13 protein-coding genes and 1 tRNA gene are annotated in these 15995 nt (G+C 56.3%); 8 read left to right on the top strand and 6 right to left on the bottom strand.

What is annotated here, in order from left to right; genetic code table 11:
- On the top strand, positions 1-1341 hold the full coding sequence (locus tag OKX01_RS15365) for a sigma-54-dependent transcriptional regulator (protein WP_094197659.1): 1341 nt from the start codon (positions 1-3) through the stop codon (positions 1339-1341).
- 165 nt (positions 1342-1506) lie between these two features.
- Here OKX01_RS15365 and fabI read toward each other — a convergent pair whose 3' ends face one another.
- From fabI to gloB, 3 genes are read right to left on the bottom strand one after another with little or no spacing between them, the layout of a single operon-like run.
- Positions 1507-2292 (bottom strand): enoyl-ACP reductase FabI, encoded by a 786-nt coding sequence (fabI, locus tag OKX01_RS15360; RefSeq protein WP_108728595.1) that lies wholly within the window; start codon positions 2290-2292, stop codon positions 1507-1509.
- Positions 2293-2325: 33 nt separating this feature from the next.
- Positions 2326-3735, bottom strand: a complete 1410-nt coding sequence (locus OKX01_RS15355) for a transglycosylase SLT domain-containing protein (protein WP_199827837.1) — start codon at positions 3733-3735, stop codon at positions 2326-2328.
- A 10-nt stretch (positions 3736-3745) separates the two neighbouring features.
- Positions 3746-4555 (bottom strand): hydroxyacylglutathione hydrolase, encoded by an 810-nt coding sequence (gene gloB, locus OKX01_RS15350; RefSeq protein WP_406612131.1) that lies wholly within the window; start codon positions 4553-4555, stop codon positions 3746-3748.
- Positions 4556-4578: 23 nt separating this feature from the next.
- Between gloB and OKX01_RS15345 the strand changes: the two genes are divergently transcribed.
- The 6 genes from OKX01_RS15345 (at position 4579) to OKX01_RS15320 (ending at position 10995) form a co-directional block, all read left to right on the top strand.
- Positions 4579-5340 (top strand): class I SAM-dependent methyltransferase, encoded by a 762-nt coding sequence (locus OKX01_RS15345; RefSeq protein WP_094197655.1) that lies wholly within the window; start codon positions 4579-4581, stop codon positions 5338-5340.
- Positions 5337-5780, top strand: a complete 444-nt coding sequence (gene rnhA / locus OKX01_RS15340; RefSeq protein ID WP_042486244.1) for a ribonuclease HI — start codon at positions 5337-5339, stop codon at positions 5778-5780. The genes OKX01_RS15345 and rnhA overlap by 4 nt, the downstream gene beginning before the upstream one ends.
- 99 nt (positions 5781-5879) lie before the next feature.
- Positions 5880-6926, top strand: coding sequence for an efflux RND transporter periplasmic adaptor subunit (locus OKX01_RS15335; RefSeq protein ID WP_249460158.1), 1047 nt, complete (start codon positions 5880-5882; stop codon positions 6924-6926).
- A gap of 9 nt (positions 6927-6935) precedes the next feature.
- Entirely contained in the window at positions 6936-10013 is a 3078-nt protein-coding gene (locus tag OKX01_RS15330) for an efflux RND transporter permease subunit (RefSeq protein WP_249460156.1), read from the top strand.
- A gap of 86 nt (positions 10014-10099) precedes the next feature.
- The gene (gene dnaQ, locus OKX01_RS15325; protein ID WP_094197652.1) at positions 10100-10825 is read left to right on the top strand and encodes a DNA polymerase III subunit epsilon; all 726 of its coding nucleotides are present in this window, start codon (positions 10100-10102) and stop codon (positions 10823-10825) included.
- A gap of 95 nt (positions 10826-10920) precedes the next feature.
- Positions 10921-10995, top strand: a tRNA-Val gene (locus OKX01_RS15320).
- A gap of 20 nt (positions 10996-11015) precedes the next feature.
- Here OKX01_RS15320 and OKX01_RS15315 read toward each other — a convergent pair.
- Positions 11016-11996, bottom strand: coding sequence for a Bug family tripartite tricarboxylate transporter substrate binding protein (locus tag OKX01_RS15315; RefSeq protein WP_264672030.1), 981 nt, complete (start codon positions 11994-11996; stop codon positions 11016-11018).
- 24 nt (positions 11997-12020) lie between these two features.
- Positions 12021-13508, bottom strand: coding sequence for a chlorohydrolase family protein (locus OKX01_RS15310; protein ID WP_264672029.1), 1488 nt, complete (start codon positions 13506-13508; stop codon positions 12021-12023).
- Between the two features lie 117 nt (positions 13509-13625).
- Between OKX01_RS15310 and OKX01_RS15305 the strand changes: the two genes are divergently transcribed.
- The gene (locus tag OKX01_RS15305; RefSeq protein WP_264672028.1) at positions 13626-14528 is read left to right on the top strand and encodes a LysR family transcriptional regulator; all 903 of its coding nucleotides are present in this window, start codon (positions 13626-13628) and stop codon (positions 14526-14528) included.
- A gap of 60 nt (positions 14529-14588) precedes the next feature.
- Here the strand turns inward: OKX01_RS15305 and OKX01_RS15300 are convergent, their stop codons facing one another.
- Positions 14589-15902: a short-chain fatty acid transporter gene (locus OKX01_RS15300; protein ID WP_094197650.1), complete on the bottom strand. Its 1314-nt coding sequence runs from the start codon at positions 15900-15902 to the stop codon at positions 14589-14591.
- Positions 15903-15995: the final 93 nt, after the last annotated feature.

Genomic DNA, 15995 nt, shown 5'->3' with positions numbered 1-15995 from the left:
ATGGAAGTCGCATTTGTCGATGATGATGCGGATCTGCGTGCTGCGGTCGTGCAAAGTCTGGAACTGGCGGGTCTGAAGGTGGTGGCCTGTGCCAGCGGGCAGGAGGCCCTGAGCCGCCTGCCCAAGGACTATCCCGGCGTGGTGGTAACGGATATTCGCATGCCGGGTATGGATGGGTTGGCGCTGATGCAGGCTTTGCATGCTCGCGATCCCGAGCAGCCCGTCGTGCTGATTACCGGTCACGGGGATATTGATATGGCCGTGCAAGCCATGCGCGATGGCGCCTTTGATTTTCTGACCAAGCCTTACCAAGCCGAACGCTTGCTGACGGTGATACGCCATGCCGCCATGCAGCGCAGCCTGGTTTTGCAAAACCGTGCCTTGCGTCAGGAGTTGGACGAGGACGGCCAAGGCCCGGCGCTCTTGGGGAATTCAGAGGTCATGGTCAATTTACGAACCACTTTGCGGCATTTGGCTCAGTCCGATGTGGACGTGCTGGTGGAAGGGGAAACCGGCACAGGAAAGGAAGTCGTGGCCATGTTGCTGCACCGCTGGAGCGCCCGAGCACAGCATCATTTTGTGGCGCTGAACTGTGGTGCCTTGCCCGAAACCATTATTGAAAGCGAGCTGTTCGGTCACGAAGCCGGGGCGTTCACCGGCGCGCAGCGCAAACGTGTGGGCAGTGTCGAACATGCGCATCAGGGCACACTGTTTCTGGATGAAATCGAAAGCATGCCCATGATTGCGCAGGTGCGCTTGCTGCGCGTGTTGGAAACGCGTTGTGTCACTCCCCTGGGCTCCAACGAAGAGCACCCGGTAGATATCCGCGTTGTGGCCGCCAGTAAGGTGGATTTGTCCGACCCCGCCCAGCGCGCGAACTTCCGCGCCGATTTGTATTACCGGCTAAATGTGGTCACCTTGCGCCTGCCACCCTTACGGGAGCGCAAGGAGGATATCCCCATGCTGTTCGCCCATTTTGCGGCGCTGGCCGCCAAGAAGTACGGCATGCCTCAGAAGATGCCCGATGCGCGTAGTCTGGCCTATATGCAGTCTCATCACTGGCCGGGCAATGTGCGCGAATTGGCACACTTTGCCCAACGTGAAGTGCTGGGCGTGCAGCATCCGCAGATCAAGGAATTGGAAAGCGAGGATTTGAGTTTGCCTGCCCGTGTGGAGCAATTCGAGTCCCAACAGATACGTCAGGCTCTGGCGCGTCATCGTGGCGATATCAAGGCGACCTTGCAGGATCTGCGTATTCCGCGCAAAACCTTTTACGACAAGCTGCAACGGCATGGCATTTTGCGTAGCGATTTTGTGCAAGAAGGGGGGCAGGGCGATTAAATCCTGAGCGTTTCAGAGGATTTTTTGTCTGTCCTGTCGGGTTTGGCGGTGTCTGGGTTCTACTCCCAGCGACACACAGTAAGCTGCGTAGGGTCTGCAAAAGTACGTAAGCAATAAAAATAGCGGCCTTAGCCGCTATTTTTATTGCTACCAAGGCGTGAAGCCTTATTCCTGCATACCCGGAACGATGCAGTTAAAGCCGGCGTCAACGTGCGTGATCTCGCCCGTGATACCGCTGGCCAATTCGGACATCAGGAAGGAGGCCACATTGCCCACTTCTTCGATAGTGACGTTGCGCTGCAAGGGAGCGTGCGTCTCGACGAATTTCAGGATAGTGGAGAAATCCTTGATGCCGCTGGCAGCCAGGGTTTTGATGGGACCGGCCGAGATGGCGTTGGCACGAATGCCGTATTCGCCCAGCGCCACAGCCAGGTAGCGCACGGAGGCTTCCAAGGCAGCTTTGGCCACGCCCATGGTGTTGTAGTTGGGGATGGCTTTTTCAGCGCCCAGGTAAGTCAGGGTCAGCACCGAGCTCTTGCGGCCTTTGAGCAAAGGCAGAGCAGCCTTGGCCAGCGCGGGGAAGCTGTAGGCGGAAATGTCGTGAGCAACACGGAACGATTCGCGCGACAGGCCTTCCAGGAAGTTGCCTGCAATGGCTTCACGAGGCGCAAAGCCGATGGAGTGAACCAGGCCGTCCAGACCATCCCAGCGCTCGCCCAGCGAAGCCATGGCTTGTTCGATCTGATCGTCTTCGGACACGTCACAGGGCAGGACGATATCCGTGCCCAGTTCTTGAGCAAAGCCTTCAACACGTTCTTTAAAACGCTCGCCCACATAAGTCAGGGCAATATCAGCACCTTGTTGGCGACATGCTTGCGCAATCCCGTAAGCAATAGAGCGATTCGAGAGGACGCCTGTGACCAGGATGCGTTTTCCTTGCAGGAAACCCATGCTGAAAATCCTTTATGTAATTAGTGGGTGGACTTAACCACGAATATTGGAACCGGGAACACGCAAACGTGTACCCCTGGAAAGAGTGCTGCCTTTGATATTGTTCAAGCGTCGCAGCTCAGCCACCGACGTGTCGTACCGTTTGGCCAAGGCGTAGAGTGTATCGCCTCGTCGAACGGTATGGGTACGCACGTTGGCGCCACGACGCAAAACAACGGTATCGTTTTTGCGGTTGACGCTGGCCGTTTGCGTACGCGCCCGGCGTGTGCTTTGCGCGACCGGCGCGGCCGGTGTGTTGGTCAGGGAAGCCAGTTGCAGGCTGCCTTCACCCAGGGTGGTGCTGGGCACCAGCAGCGTCTGGGCAACGGCTTTGGTGCTCTTGCGGCTCAAACCATTGATGGAGCGCAGTTGCGATACGGTAATGCCGTGGCGCTGAGCAATGGATAGGTAGCTTTCACCGCGCTTGGACTGGTAGGCCTTCCAGTTGCTGAGCTTGCCCTGATAGGCAGCCAGATTGGCATTGAAAATATCAACCTTGTTGGCAGGCAACAGCAAGGTGCCGCGATCTGCCGGGATGGTGGGGCGATTGTGGGCGGCATTCAAGGCTTTGAATTCGTCCACAGAGATTTCGGCCAGCTCGGCAGCCAGGGCAACGTCAATGTCCTTGTTCTTGCGCACAGCAGTGAAATACGGGGTGTTGCTGACCGGGGGCAGGGTAATGCCGTAACGCTCCGGGTTGGCCACAATATTCTTGATCGCTTGCAGTTTGGGGACGTAATTGCGCGTTTCGTCCGGCATCTTCAGGGATAAGTAGTCAACGCCCAAATCAGCCTGTTCGTTGCGTTCCATGGCGCGGCGCACGGAGCCTTCCCCCCAATTGTAGGAAGCCAGAGCCAAATACCAGTCGCCCTGGAATTCGTACAGGTAAGACAGGTAGTCCAAGGCAGCGCGGGTGGATTCGACTGGGTCGCGTCGCTGGTCTACCCACCAGTTCTGCTCCAGCTTGTACTGCGTGCCGGTGCTGGGGATGAATTGCCACAGGCCCGCTGCATGGGCGCGGGAATAGGCTCCCGGGTTATAGGCACTTTCTACAAAAGGCAGCAAGGCCAGTTCGGAGGGCAGGCCGCGCGCATCGAGCTCGTCCATGATGTGGTACAGATAGCGCGAGGCGCGCTGGCTCATGGTACGGATGGATTCGGGGTGCGACGCGTAGTAATTGGTCCAGTAATCAACCAGATCGGTATGCAGGTTGGGGATGGAGAAACCCCGGCGCATCCGGTCCCACGCGTCTTTGGGTGGGTGGGTCAGATCAATGGTGCGAGACGTATCGGCGGCAATGCTGGTGGAGGTCTTGGCGGCTTTCTGGGGGCTGACCTTGGGGCCTGTGGCGCAGCCTGCCAGCACGAAAGCGCATAGCAGCGCAAAAAGTCTCATTAGGTTCATTGCGGAATCTTTAGAAATTGTTTTTCCAGTCGCGCAGGCTGGCAAATACCTCGACAGGATTATTCAGGGATTGGGCGCCATAGTGCTCGGCAGCCTGAATAACAGCAGTCGTCTCGCAACGCAGAAAGGGATTGGTAGCCAATTCTGTTTTCAAGGTGGAGGGCACCGTAGGCAAGTTTTGCTGACGTTTGAGGGTATCCTGTTCCCAACGTTGGTGCAGTTGGGGATTGTCCGGCTCTACCTGTAGAGCCCAACGTAAATTGGATAAGGTGTACTCGTGCGCACAGCAGATCAGGGTGTCCGATGGCAGTTTCGCCAACTTGCCCAGGGAATCCGTCATTTGTGCCGGGGTGCCTTCAAAGAGACGTCCGCAACCAGCAGCAAACAAGGTATCGCCACAGAAAACAAAGGGCTGTTTTACCTCATTTTGACCAAAGTACGCAACGTGTCCGGCGGTATGGCCGGGGATGTCCAGGACGTGCAGCGTCAGTTCCAGAGTAGGTAATTCGACCTTGTCGGACTGGCCGACTCGGACATCACAGGCGGGTAGAGGCTCATGGGCTGGGCCCCACACGCGGGCCGGATGCTTAGCCAGGATATCTTTGACACCACCAACATGGTCACCATGGTGGTGTGTCAGTAAAATGGCATCCAGTTGTAAGGACTCGCGCTCCAGCCAATCCAGAACCGGAGCGGCCTGGCCGGGGTCCACCACCAGGGCGTGACCGTTTCGACTTAGCGCCCATATATAGTTGTCGTTCAGGGCAGGTAGTGGAATCAGGCGAACATCGCTTGGCACAGGCCAGGTAAATGCATTCATCATGGTAGAGGGAGAAAGCGCCAGTGGAGCAGACTTTGAATGATCAATTTGCCCAGTGGTTGGAAACCGTACCGGGGCGATATGTGCGGGCTTGGGAACAAGCCGGAATCGATGCGGAGGTGGTCAACACCTTCGGGTATCATGCCATACAAATTGGATTGCCGCATTGGGACCTCCTGGCGCAAAGCCGCATCTCTTGCAAGGTATGTACGGCTCAGTCCGGCGTCTTGCCTGCCCAGCAGCAAAACCTGGTGTATGCCGAGCCCGAGCATCTGCCTTTTGATACGCAAAGCATTGATCTTTTAATTCTGCCCCATACGCTCGAGAGCGCCAGTGACCCGCATCAGGTGTTGCGAGAGGCTGAACGCGTGCTGGTGCCGGAAGGGCGCATTCTCCTGACGGGCTTTAATCCCTTGAGCTTATGGGGGGCCCATGACTGGATTCCAGGGCTGGAGCGGGGCACGCCGACCTTGCCGGGAGATGTGATGTCCCCCTCGCGTTTGCGCGACTGGTTAAAGCTCTTGTCCTTTGATGTGCAAAGCACGCAGATGGGCTGTTATGCACCGTTGTGTCGTCAGCAGGCATGGCTGGATCGCTGGTCCTGGATAGAGCAAAGCGGAGCGCGCTGGTGGAGCTTTGCGGGCGCCGTCTATATGATTAGTGCGGTCAAACGCACGCCTGCCTTACGCCTGGTCGGGCCTAAGTGGAAGAAAAACCGTCGGCGTGTGCGTCGGCCTATGGTGGTAGCAGGACGCGCTGCCGATGAAGGAATAAGCAAGACATGACAGATGTTGTTGATATTTGGACCGATGGCGCCTGCAAGGGCAATCCGGGTTTGGGTGGTTGGGGGGCGTTGCTGCGTCATGGCGGCCGAGAAAAAGCCATTTGTGGCGGCGAGGCGGATACCACCAATAATCGTATGGAATTGATGGCGGTGATCGAGGCACTCAAGGCCTTGAAGCGCCCTTGTCAGGTGCGAGTCCACACTGATTCGCAATACGTACAAAAAGGGATGAATGAATGGCTGCCCGGCTGGAAAGCGCGTGGTTGGCGTACTGCGGATAAAAAACCCGTCAAAAATGCCGATCTGTGGCAGGAACTGGAGCAACAGGCGGCCAAGCACGAGTTGACCTGGTTATGGGTGCGTGGTCACGCAGGCGACCCTGGTAATGAGCGGGCGGACCAATTGGCCAATGAAGGGGTGGAAATAGCCAGGCAGTTATAAAGGCCTGGGCGAAGGTCGAACCCGCTGATAGTACTATTAGCCACCCGTCATATTTTGTCAGATAGCTTTACCGGCCTGGCCGGTCAGGATAAGCCGCCCATGATTCTCACGCTGCGCCTCACGATTTTTTCTTTGTTCATCGTACTGTTTGCCAGTAGTACGCCCAGTTGGGCGCAGTCTGACGCCACGCGGGTGGAAGTGCTGCCAGTGCGGCAAACTGAATTGATTCGTGATGTGGCGGCGGTCGGGACCCTGGTTGCCAGAGAGTCCGTCATGTTGCGCCCCGAGATCAGTGGTCGTATTTCAGCCATCAGTTTTGAAGAGGGCCTGCCCATCAAGAAAGGGCAGGTACTGATTCAGCTGGACCCGGCCATGGCGCAGGCGCAGTTAAATCAGGCACAGGCAAATTTGAATCTGGCGAATAGCCAGCACAAGCGCTCTTCGGAGCTGAGCCGTCAGGGCTTTATCAGTCAGCAGGCAAAAGATGAGTCGGGCAGTCGTTTGGCTGTCCAGCAAGCCGAAGTGCAATTGGCGCGCGTGCACCTGGACAAGACCCGTATCCGTGCGCCGTTCGATGGTGTCACCGGCTTGCGCAATGTGTCGGTGGGTGACTATGTTGGACCCGGCACAGATCTGGTGCAGTTGGAAGCGGTTTCTACTTTGAACGTGGACTTTCGTATCCCTGAACAATATCTGGCCGATGTGAAGGCTGGCATGCTGGTCGAGCTGCGCTTTGATGCGTTCCAGGGCCAAACCCGCCAGGGTTCGGTTCTGGCGGTCAGCCCGGCAGTGGATACGGCAGGCCGTTCGATTTTATTACGCGCGCAAGTGCCCAATGAAGATGGTGTCTTGCGCCCTGGTTTGTTCAGCCGTGTACGCCTGGAGCTGTCTCGCTATCAGGCCTTGATGGTGCCTGAAACCGCCTTGGCTCCTTCGGGGCAGGATCAGTATATCTATATTGTGAAAGATGGCCGGGCAGAGCGTCGACAGGTGCAGATTGGAGTCCGCGAACAAGGCTGGGTGCACGTAACTGGCGATCTGAAAGCCGGCGACAATGTGCTGGTGGCCGGATTGCAAAAGGTGCGTGATGGCGTACCAGTCGATATCCAGGAAGTGATCGACGTCCAAACACAGCCGCAGCGCTAGGGCACAGTCATGGTTCTCTCCGATTTATGTATCCGTCGCCCGGTTTTTGCCACGGTTCTGTCTTTGGTGATTGTGCTGGTCGGTTTCATTTCCTATGAACGCCTGACCGTACGCGAATATCCTGCCATTGATGAACCGGTGGTCTCGGTCATCACCAACTATAAAGGGGCCTCACCAGAGGTGATCGAGTCCCAGGTGACCAAGCCGTTGGAAGACCAGTTGTCCGGGATTGAGGGCGTGAACGTGATGACCTCGCGCAGCCGTTCCGAGCGCAGCCTGATCAACATTAAATTCAATCTGGACCGAGCCCCCGATGCGGCCGCCGCAGACGTGCGTGACAAGGTTTCGCGCGCCCGCCGTTTCTTGCCCGATGAGGTGGACGAGCCGATTATCAACAAGGTAGAGGCGGACTCCACCCCGATTATTTATGTCGGTGTGGATACCGGCGACTACAGCATGCTGGAGGCCTCGGACTACATTAAGCGCTATATCAAAACGCGCTTATCCGTCTTGCCCGGAGCAGCAGAAGTGCGCGTATTTGGCGAGCGCCTGCCCGCCATGCGGATCGACCTGGACCGTACCCGACTGGGGGCCTATCAGTTGACCGTGCAGGACGTGGAAGATGCGTTGCGTAAGCAAAACGTGCTGATTCCGGCTGGCCGTATCGAGTCCGATGCGCGTGAGTTTTCCGTGGTGTCCTCTACCGATCTGGAAACGCCCGAGGAGTTTCGCAACATCATCATCAGTCAGGCCGCCGGTTATCCGGTGCGTATCTCCGACATTGCTCAAGTGCGTATTGGGCCTGCCGAGGAACGGGTGCTGGCCCGTTTCAATGGGCAAAACAGTTTGAATATTGGTGTGACCAAGCAGTCCACTGCCAACCCGCTGGATTTGTCCAAAGCGGTACGTGCCGAGGTGGAGCGCATTAACGAAAGCATGCCGGGCAATATGAAGCTGACCGTGTCTTACGACAGCTCCATCTTCATTCAGAAATCCATTGATTCGGTCTACACCACCATTGCCGAGGCTATCTTGCTGGTGGTGCTGGTGATCGTGTTTTTCCTGCGCAGTTTCCGTGCCAGCCTCATCCCTATCGTGACGATTCCGATCTCTCTGATCGGAGCCTTTGCCATCATGTACATGCTGGGCTTTTCCATCAACACGCTGACCTTGTTGGCCATGGTGTTGGCGATTGGTCTGGTGGTGGACGACGCGATTGTGGTGCTGGAGAACGTTTATCGCCATATTGAAGAAGGCAAAACGGCCATGCAGGCGGCCTTTTTGGGCGTGCGTGAAATTGCCTTTGCCGTGATTGCCATGACGCTGACATTGGTGGCGGTGTATGCGCCGTTGGCTTTTGCTACAGGCCGTACCGGGCGATTGTTTATCGAATTTGCCCTGACCTTGGCGGCTGCCGTACTGGTGTCCGGTTTCGTGGCCCTGACCTTGACCCCTATGATGTGCTCGCGCATGTTGCGTCCGCACGGCACCAAAGTGGGCCGTGTCAGCCAGGGGATCGAGAATTTTCTGGTCTGGCTGACGCGTGGCTATCGTCGTGTCCTGATTCGCGCTCTGCGTTGGCGCTGGCTGGTCTTGTTGATCGGTGTGGCCGTTGCCGCCACCAGTGCGCTGCTGTTTACGGTTATCAAAAGCGAGCTGGCTCCGATTGAAGACCGTGGGGTCATTTTCGGGATTGTGAATTCGCCTGAAGGCGCCACGCTGGATTACACCTTGCACAATGTGGAGCGGGTGGAAGCGCTGTATCGCGGCATACCGGAGACCGAGGGTTACCAGTCCATTATTGGTTTCCCAACCGTGACCGACTCCTTTGCGATTCTGCGTTTGAAGCCTTGGGAGGAGCGCACGCGTAACCAGCAGTCCATCGCGCGTGAGCTACAGCCGCATTTCTCGGCCATTCCTGGTGCGCGTGCCTTTCCGACTAATCCGCCCTCCCTGGGGCAGCGCGCGACCTCCAAGCCGGTGGAGTTTGTGATCATGAGTCAGGCTCCTTATCCGGAGCTGGCCAAGATCGTGGACAATTTTCTGGCCGAGTTAAGAGACTACCCAGGGTTGTTGAATGTGGATACGGACTTGCGCTTGAATACGCCAGAAATCCGTATTGATGTAGACCGCGACAAGCTGGCTGATACCGGTGTTTCGGTGGATGCTGTAGGCCGCACACTGGAGTCCATGCTGGGTGGGCGTCAGGTCACACGCTACCAGAGTGACGGCGAGCAATATGATGTGATTGTGCAGGTGGATAAACAGGCTCGCTCCAGTCCGCAAAATATTCTCGATATTTACGTGCGTACCCAGGACGGTGGCATGGTGCAGGCTTCCAACTTCCTGAAAGTGCGAGAAAGCGTGTCACCGCAATCGCTGAACCACTTCAACCGTTTGCGGGCCGTGATTGTGGAAGCCTCGGTGGCACCCGGCTATGCCCTGGGTGAAGTTCTTGAACACATGAATGAGGTGGCTCGCAAGACCTTGCCTGAAACCGTGCAGACGGATCTGGACGGCCAGTCACGCGAGTTCCGGGACTCCTCGGGCAGCATTTATGTCGTGTTCCTGATGGCTCTGGCCTTTATTTATCTGGTGCTGGCCGCCCAGTTTGAAAGCTGGCGCAATCCGCTCATCATCATGCTGTCCGTGCCCTTGTCCATGACCGGGGCCTTGCTGGCCCTGTGGCTGTCGGGCGGGACTTTGTCCATTTATAGTCAGATCGGTTTGATTACCCTGGTAGGCCTGATTACCAAACACGGTATCTTGATTGTGGAATTTGCCACCCAACAACGCGAAGCGGGGGCCAGTTTGTACAATGCCGTGGTGCGCGCTTGCGAGATGCGCCTGCGTCCCATCTTGATGACAACCGGCGCGATGGTGCTGGGCGTCTTGCCGCTGGCCTATGCTTCCGGGGCAGGCGCCGAATCCCGCCAGCAAATTGGCTGGGTGCTGGTAGGCGGCTTGTCCCTGGGTACCTTGCTGACCTTGTTTGTGGTGCCCGTGGCCTACACGCTGATTGCAGGCAAGCAAGAAGGGCAGGACAAGCAACTGGAATTGATTGACAAGCCCCAGGCCTCTGTCTGAACCTGTGGTTCTGGTCTGCGGGGAGGCGGCTCGTACAGCCTCCTTGTTCAGTGCCATTACCGTGATTGAATTTGTAGGGAAAGTGAATGCGTCAAATTATTCTGGATACTGAAACCACCGGTCTGGAGCCACGCGAGGGGCACCGAATTGTTGAAGTGGGTGGGGTCGAGTTGTTCAACCGTAAATTGACGGGCCGCCATCTGCACTTGTATCTGAACCCGGATAGGGATTCTGATCCCGAGGCCTTGGCCATTCATGGTCTGACCACGGAATTTCTGGCCGGTCATCCACGTTTCAAGGATGTAGTCGATCAGGTGCTGGATTTTGTGCAGGGCGCGGAAGTCATTATTCATAACGCCTCCTTTGATACCCGCTTTCTGGACGCTGAATTGCAGAAGGTAGGCAAGGGACCGTTCTCGCAATACTGCGACAGCATTACTGACTCCTTGCTGGTGGCGCGGGAAATGCACCCCGGCAAGCGCAACTCTCTGGATGCCTTGTGCGAACGCTACGGTATTTCCAACTCTCACCGTACCTTGCACGGCGCTTTGCTGGACTCGGAATTGTTGGCCGACGTCTGGCTGGCCATGACGCGGGGTCAGGATGCGTTGTTGATGGACTTTGACGAGTCCGACAGTCAAGGTGGTGACGGCAGCGATTTGAGCCTGGGCAAGTTTGATCCTAGTGTGCTCAAAGTGCTGCGTGCGTCCGAAGCTGATCAGGCCGAGCACGAGAAATACATGGACGTGTTGGAAAAACAGAACAAGAAGCCGCCCATGTGGCGCGAGATGCTCAATCCAGCAGCAGAGTAACTGTTCAAGAAAAACAGCCGGCCCTGATCTTGTAAATCGAGCAGGGCCGTGCTATAGTTTTTTTCTTCGCAGCTTTTGCAGTTCTTAAAAGCTTCGGGCGGTTAACTCAGTGGTAGAGTGCCACCTTCACACGGTGGAAGTCACAAGTTCGAACCTTGTACCGCCCACCATCTCCATTCCCCTATTTCAGCTAGTCCAAGGCCAATTTCAGGTCGGCAATGATGCGCCCATAGCGATCGTAATCTTCGCGTATGGCGGCATCGAGCTGCTGTGGAGTGCTACCTATTCCTACGGTTCCTGAACTGGCTAATACGCGATTGAGATCTGTGTTGTCCATCACGTGCTTAAGGTCACGCGCGATTTTTTCGCGTATGGCTATGGGTGTGCCCGCTGGTGCCATCAAGCCGGACCACGAAATAAAATCGCCATACGTCTCGCCGGTCGATTCAGTCAGCGTGGGCGTGTCTGGCAGTAGCGGACTGCGCTGCTGAGCGGCGATGCCTAACAGCGACACTGTTTTTCCTTGGATAAAGCCCAAGGCGCTGGGTAGTTGCGCAAACATCAGATCGACATGGCCGCCTGCTACGTCAGTAATGGCAGCCGAGACGCCGTTATAGGGAATGTGGTTAAGTGTCAGCCCATGTTTGCGAGCAAATACTTCGGCGGCCAAATGCGCCTGACTGCCCACGCCAGGAGAGCTGTAGGTCAGGGTTTGACCTGCTTGCTGAGCGAGCTTGATTAAATCGGCTGTGCTTTGCAGCCCTAGCGCCGGGTTCGTGATCAAAACGTTGGGTACTGAGCCTACTTGGCTGACGGGATCCAGATCCTTCAACACATTAAATGACCGTTTCTTGTAGAGGTGTGGATTAACAGCCAAGTCAGACACGGGCACCGAGACCAGGGTGTAGCCGTCGGCCTTGGACTTGACCACGCTCATGATTCCAATCGTACCTATACCCCCTGGCTTGTTTTCTACAATGACGGTCTGTCCCCATAGTTGAGTCAGTTTGTCGCTGATTGCGCGTGCCAGAATGTCCGCGCTTCCGCCTGCTCCGTAGGGGACGATGACGCGTACAGGGCCTTGTGGAAAATCCGCCTGCTGCGCTTGTGCCATCGGAAGCGTGTTCAGTAAAGCCGTTGCGACAATAGCGAGAGCTGTTTTTTTGATCATGTCTTGTCTCCTCGATGAGGGGGGTTATAGATGTGTACAGCGGCTGATGGGGCACATATCTTGTGCGCTGCGTTTGAGCTGATCCCAGTCCTGCAGGCTGGGCCAGATGTCTTCGGCAAAGTCCTGAGCCTGACGGCGCAAGGCTGGCAGGTCCACCTTCGGTATGACGCCGTCTCGCATGCTGATTCTGCCATTGCAGATCACGGTGTCCACGTCGTCGCCGATGCCGCATTCAACCATGCTGCGGATAGGGTCCCAAATTGGGCCATAACGCAGCACGTCGCTGCGGCCGATTCGGACCAGGATCATGTCTGCGCGAGCATTGGCAGCCAGTCTTCCCAAGTCTTCCCGACCCAGGGAACGCGCAGCTGCCACGGTGGCGGCTTCAAATACTTCAGCGGCACTGGCAGCGCTTAGGTCGTGGCTCATGACTTTCCCGTGGTAGGACGCGGCGCGCATGTTCATGAACATGTCGCGTGGGTAGGTATCGCTGCCGATGGTGATATTGACCCCCGCCTGGCGATACGCTTTCCAGCTATCCAGTGTGCGAGCCCGCCGCACAATATTGACCGGACAGTGCGAGATGGATACTTTTTTCTGCCCCATTAAACCCAGGTCGTCTCCACCTGAATAGTTCATTTTCGGGTTGTTGGAGATCAGGTTGGCATGCCCAATATTCAATGTGGGACGCAACATCCCGACATGGTTCAGGAGCTCGATAGGAGTCAGTCCGTGTTCGCGTACGGTCTCCATAAATTCGATCACGTTGTAGCCGGCATGTGTGGCCATGGGCAGATTTAACTCATCGGCTGCACGCACCGTTTGACGTAGCAAGTCCAGGCTGCAGTTTTCAATTTCCCGAGGGACCAGGATACCGTGAATCAGGTCGGATTCATGGGCTTGTGCACGGCGAATAAATGCCAGGGCATCCTGGAAAAGTTGCTCGCCCTGGTCCGGGTACGGGATGCGTTCGAGCTGGCCCTTGTCATCGGATTGCCATCGACCACTATCGTAGCCAGGGCCAAGGTATCCACGAATACCCAAGTCCTCACATTGAGCCCACAATGCCTCTTGAACGAGTACATGTCCGCCCAGTTCTACAAAGGTGGTAACGCCGTTGCGCAGCAGCTCGGCTGCGGTAAAGGCGGCATGCAGAGCAATGCCGGGATCTTTTGCTGCTTGCTCCTGATCCAGATAGTTGGGGTAGCCGCGTATTTGCGTGCCTTGGCGTGCAATGGTCACGTCCATATAAGGCTGGCCGAATAATGCAGGGCGACCACCGTCGGCCAGAAGCTTGTGCAGTGCCCGATGACCGGAGTGGACATGGGTATCAATAAAACCAGGGGCCAGCACGCTGTCAGGTGCTTCAATGATCTGGTCCACATGCCCGTCGTAACGAGTGCCCACGTATATGATATGTTCGCCTTCGTAGACGAGCTGGCCGTGGTCGATCACGCAGTGGCGTCCTTGTTCGAATGCAATGACCCAGCGCGCTTTAATCAGAGTCCTCATGGGGTTTCCTGTGGTAGTAAGTTGTTGAACTAGTGTCCGAGAGGCCTGAAAACGAGGCAATTCCGTATTGGAATGATTGATTAGGCTGAAATGGAAATACGTGAGCAGGGGAATGAAATGAAGAATCTGGATTTGCTCCAGTTGCGTACTTTTCTTGCTGTGTTTCGAGAAGGAAATGTCAGCCGTGCCGCGTTGACGCTGGAGTCCAATCAATCTACGGTGAGCAAGGAGATCGCGAAGCTGCGTTTGTATTTTGGTGATGCCTTGTTTTTGCGTACGGCACAAGGTGTCGAGCCAACCCACAAGGCGCGCGCTTTGGCGCCCCGTATTGAGCAGGCCTTGAGCTTGCTGGATGATTTGTTGCAGACCGACAAGGAGCGGCTTGAACCATCCAGTCTGGATGTACGTTTCCGGGTGGCGACGACGGAATATTTGTCTTATTTGTTGATCCCGGCCTTGACGGCACATTTGCAGCAGCACGCTCCGCGGTGCAGCCTGGAAGTCCTGGATATGGCGGATTTGGGGGCTGAAGACTGGCTGTTGGGCGGGCGAGCCGATCTGGTTCTTTCATCGTCGGCAGCTGTGTCCTACCCGCTGTTTCGCCATGAGCTTTTTCATGACCGTTATGTGGTGGTGATGCGATCTTGCGGGCGTAATGGCCAGGTGATGACATTGGACGAGTTTTGCAGACGTAGCCACATTGGGGTACCTGGCCACAACGGCAGCCGTGAGCGTCGTTTGGCTGACGCTTTGCAAACACGCCAGTTGCAGCGCCAAGTGCAAGTTAGCCTGCCTCATTTTTTGGCAGTTCCCGGCGTGTTGGAGCGTACCGACTTTGTAATCAGTTTGGCAGAGCGCATGGCTCGCCTGCTAAGTGCCGGACACAAGCTGGATGTACTGGAGCATCCTTTGGGTTTAGCCCCGTTTTGTGTGTACCAGATTTGGCATGAACGCACGCGCGCCAGTTTTGCCTACGCATGGTTTCGGGAGCAAGTCAGTCACGTGTGCAGGGAGCTTTAGATAGCAAAGGGCCCGCAGTTAGCGGACCCTTTTACCTTTTAATCTTATTGCTTGGCAGGTTTACAACCAGGTCAAACCAATCGAAATCACGATACCCGAGACAATCAATTGAATCAGGCAAAAACCCATGATGTCTTTGGCTTTCAGACCGGCAATGGCCAGTACGGGCAAGGCCCAGAATGGCTGCAGCATATTGGTCCAGGCGTCACCCCAGGCAACGGCCATGGCCGTGCGCGCGATATCGGCATCCAGCGCTTGGGTGGCGGCAATGACAACCGGGCTTTGAACGGCCCATTGTCCGCCGCCCGAGGGCACAAAAATATTGACCAGACCGGCGCTCAAGAAAGTCCAGAAAGGCAGGGTAGTGGCAGTGGCAAAAGACACCAGCCATTCAGACAGGCTGGTAGCCAGACCGGAGTCGATCATGATGGCCATGATGCCCGCGTAAAAGGGGAACTGGATCACAATCCCGGCCCCGCCGCGAATGGCTTCATTCAGACTTTTCAGCAGACGACGAGGGGTGCCGTGCAGCAAGATGGCCAGAATCAGGAAGGTGAAGTTGATCACGTTCAGGTTCAGCGTTGCGCCACGTAGCACGAAGTAGTCAAACAAGTAAGTCAGGCCTGCCACACCAATCACAATGGAAATCAGGCGGCTGTTTTCCAGACGGTCTGCAGGACGATCTGTGGATTGGTTGACGTCATCAGGCGCCTCTTTCAAGAGCTTGGGGTCGACATAGATGCTTTCCTTGTCGCTGGGTAGCATCAAGCGGTTGACCAGCGGCACCAGGATAAACAGGGCGATCACAATGGCCAGGTTAAAGAAGGCGAAGATGGTGTCTGAGGTACTGATGATGCCGATCTTGCTCTCGGAAAAGTGGCCCGAGGTTGCAATGGTCAAAGGCACTGAACCGGCCAGGCCGCCGTGCCAGACCAGAAAGCCTGAGTAGGCACTGGCAACCAGCAAGCGGTAGTCAACACGAACCTGGCGGGCCAGCTCTTTGGCGAACAGGGCACCGACCACCAGACCGAACCCCCAGTTGATCCAGCTGGCTGCCAGCGAGACCAGGGTGACCAGAATAATGGCCGAACCGGCCGAGTGCGCCAAGGAGGCCAGGCCACGCAACCAGCTTTTTACCAAGGGGGTGCTGGCCAGCATGTGACCTGTTAGCAGGACCAGCAGCATTTGCATGGCGAAGGTCAGCAGCCCCCAAAAGCCATTACCCCAAAATTGGATGACCTCCATCGGAGAGCGCTGTTCGAACGCCATGGCCGAGACACCGGCAATCAGCGTGAGCAGGATGACGAAGATATACGGATCGGGCAGATAGCGTTCAACCAGGCGGACTGAACCGCGCGTCATGGCTTTAAACATACATTGTGCTCCTGTGGATTTGCGCCAGTAATTGCGCGGGTCCTGATGTTTTGGAATTGGAGTTAATGCCCGTTTATATGGGCGTTCTTCTGG

The sequence above is a fragment of the Alcaligenes sp. SMD-FA genome, from assembly GCF_025960365.1.
Lineage (GTDB): Bacteria > Pseudomonadota > Gammaproteobacteria > Burkholderiales > Burkholderiaceae_B > Alcaligenes > Alcaligenes aquatilis.
This window is presented reverse-complemented; position numbering and strand designations above follow the sequence as displayed.

Coding starts and splice junctions, on each gene's coding strand:
- OKX01_RS15365 (WP_094197659.1), top strand. CDS start 1: ATGGAAGTCGCATTTGTCGATGATGATGCGGATCTGCGTGCTGCGGTC.
- fabI (WP_108728595.1), bottom strand. CDS start 2,292: ATGGGTTTCCTGCAAGGAAAACGCATCCTGGTCACAGGCGTCCTCTCG.
- OKX01_RS15355 (WP_199827837.1), bottom strand. CDS start 3,735: ATGAACCTAATGAGACTTTTTGCGCTGCTATGCGCTTTCGTGCTGGCA.
- gloB (WP_406612131.1), bottom strand. CDS start 4,555: ATGAATGCATTTACCTGGCCTGTGCCAAGCGATGTTCGCCTGATTCCA.
- rnhA (WP_042486244.1), top strand. CDS start 5,337: ATGACAGATGTTGTTGATATTTGGACCGATGGCGCCTGCAAGGGCAAT.
- OKX01_RS15335 (WP_249460158.1), top strand. CDS start 5,880: ATGATTCTCACGCTGCGCCTCACGATTTTTTCTTTGTTCATCGTACTG.
- OKX01_RS15330 (WP_249460156.1), top strand. CDS start 6,936: ATGGTTCTCTCCGATTTATGTATCCGTCGCCCGGTTTTTGCCACGGTT.
- dnaQ (WP_094197652.1), top strand. CDS start 10,100: ATGCGTCAAATTATTCTGGATACTGAAACCACCGGTCTGGAGCCACGC.
- OKX01_RS15315 (WP_264672030.1), bottom strand. CDS start 11,996: ATGATCAAAAAAACAGCTCTCGCTATTGTCGCAACGGCTTTACTGAAC.
- OKX01_RS15310 (WP_264672029.1), bottom strand. CDS start 13,508: ATGAGGACTCTGATTAAAGCGCGCTGGGTCATTGCATTCGAACAAGGA.
- OKX01_RS15305 (WP_264672028.1), top strand. CDS start 13,626: ATGAAGAATCTGGATTTGCTCCAGTTGCGTACTTTTCTTGCTGTGTTT.
- OKX01_RS15300 (WP_094197650.1), bottom strand. CDS start 15,902: ATGTTTAAAGCCATGACGCGCGGTTCAGTCCGCCTGGTTGAACGCTAT.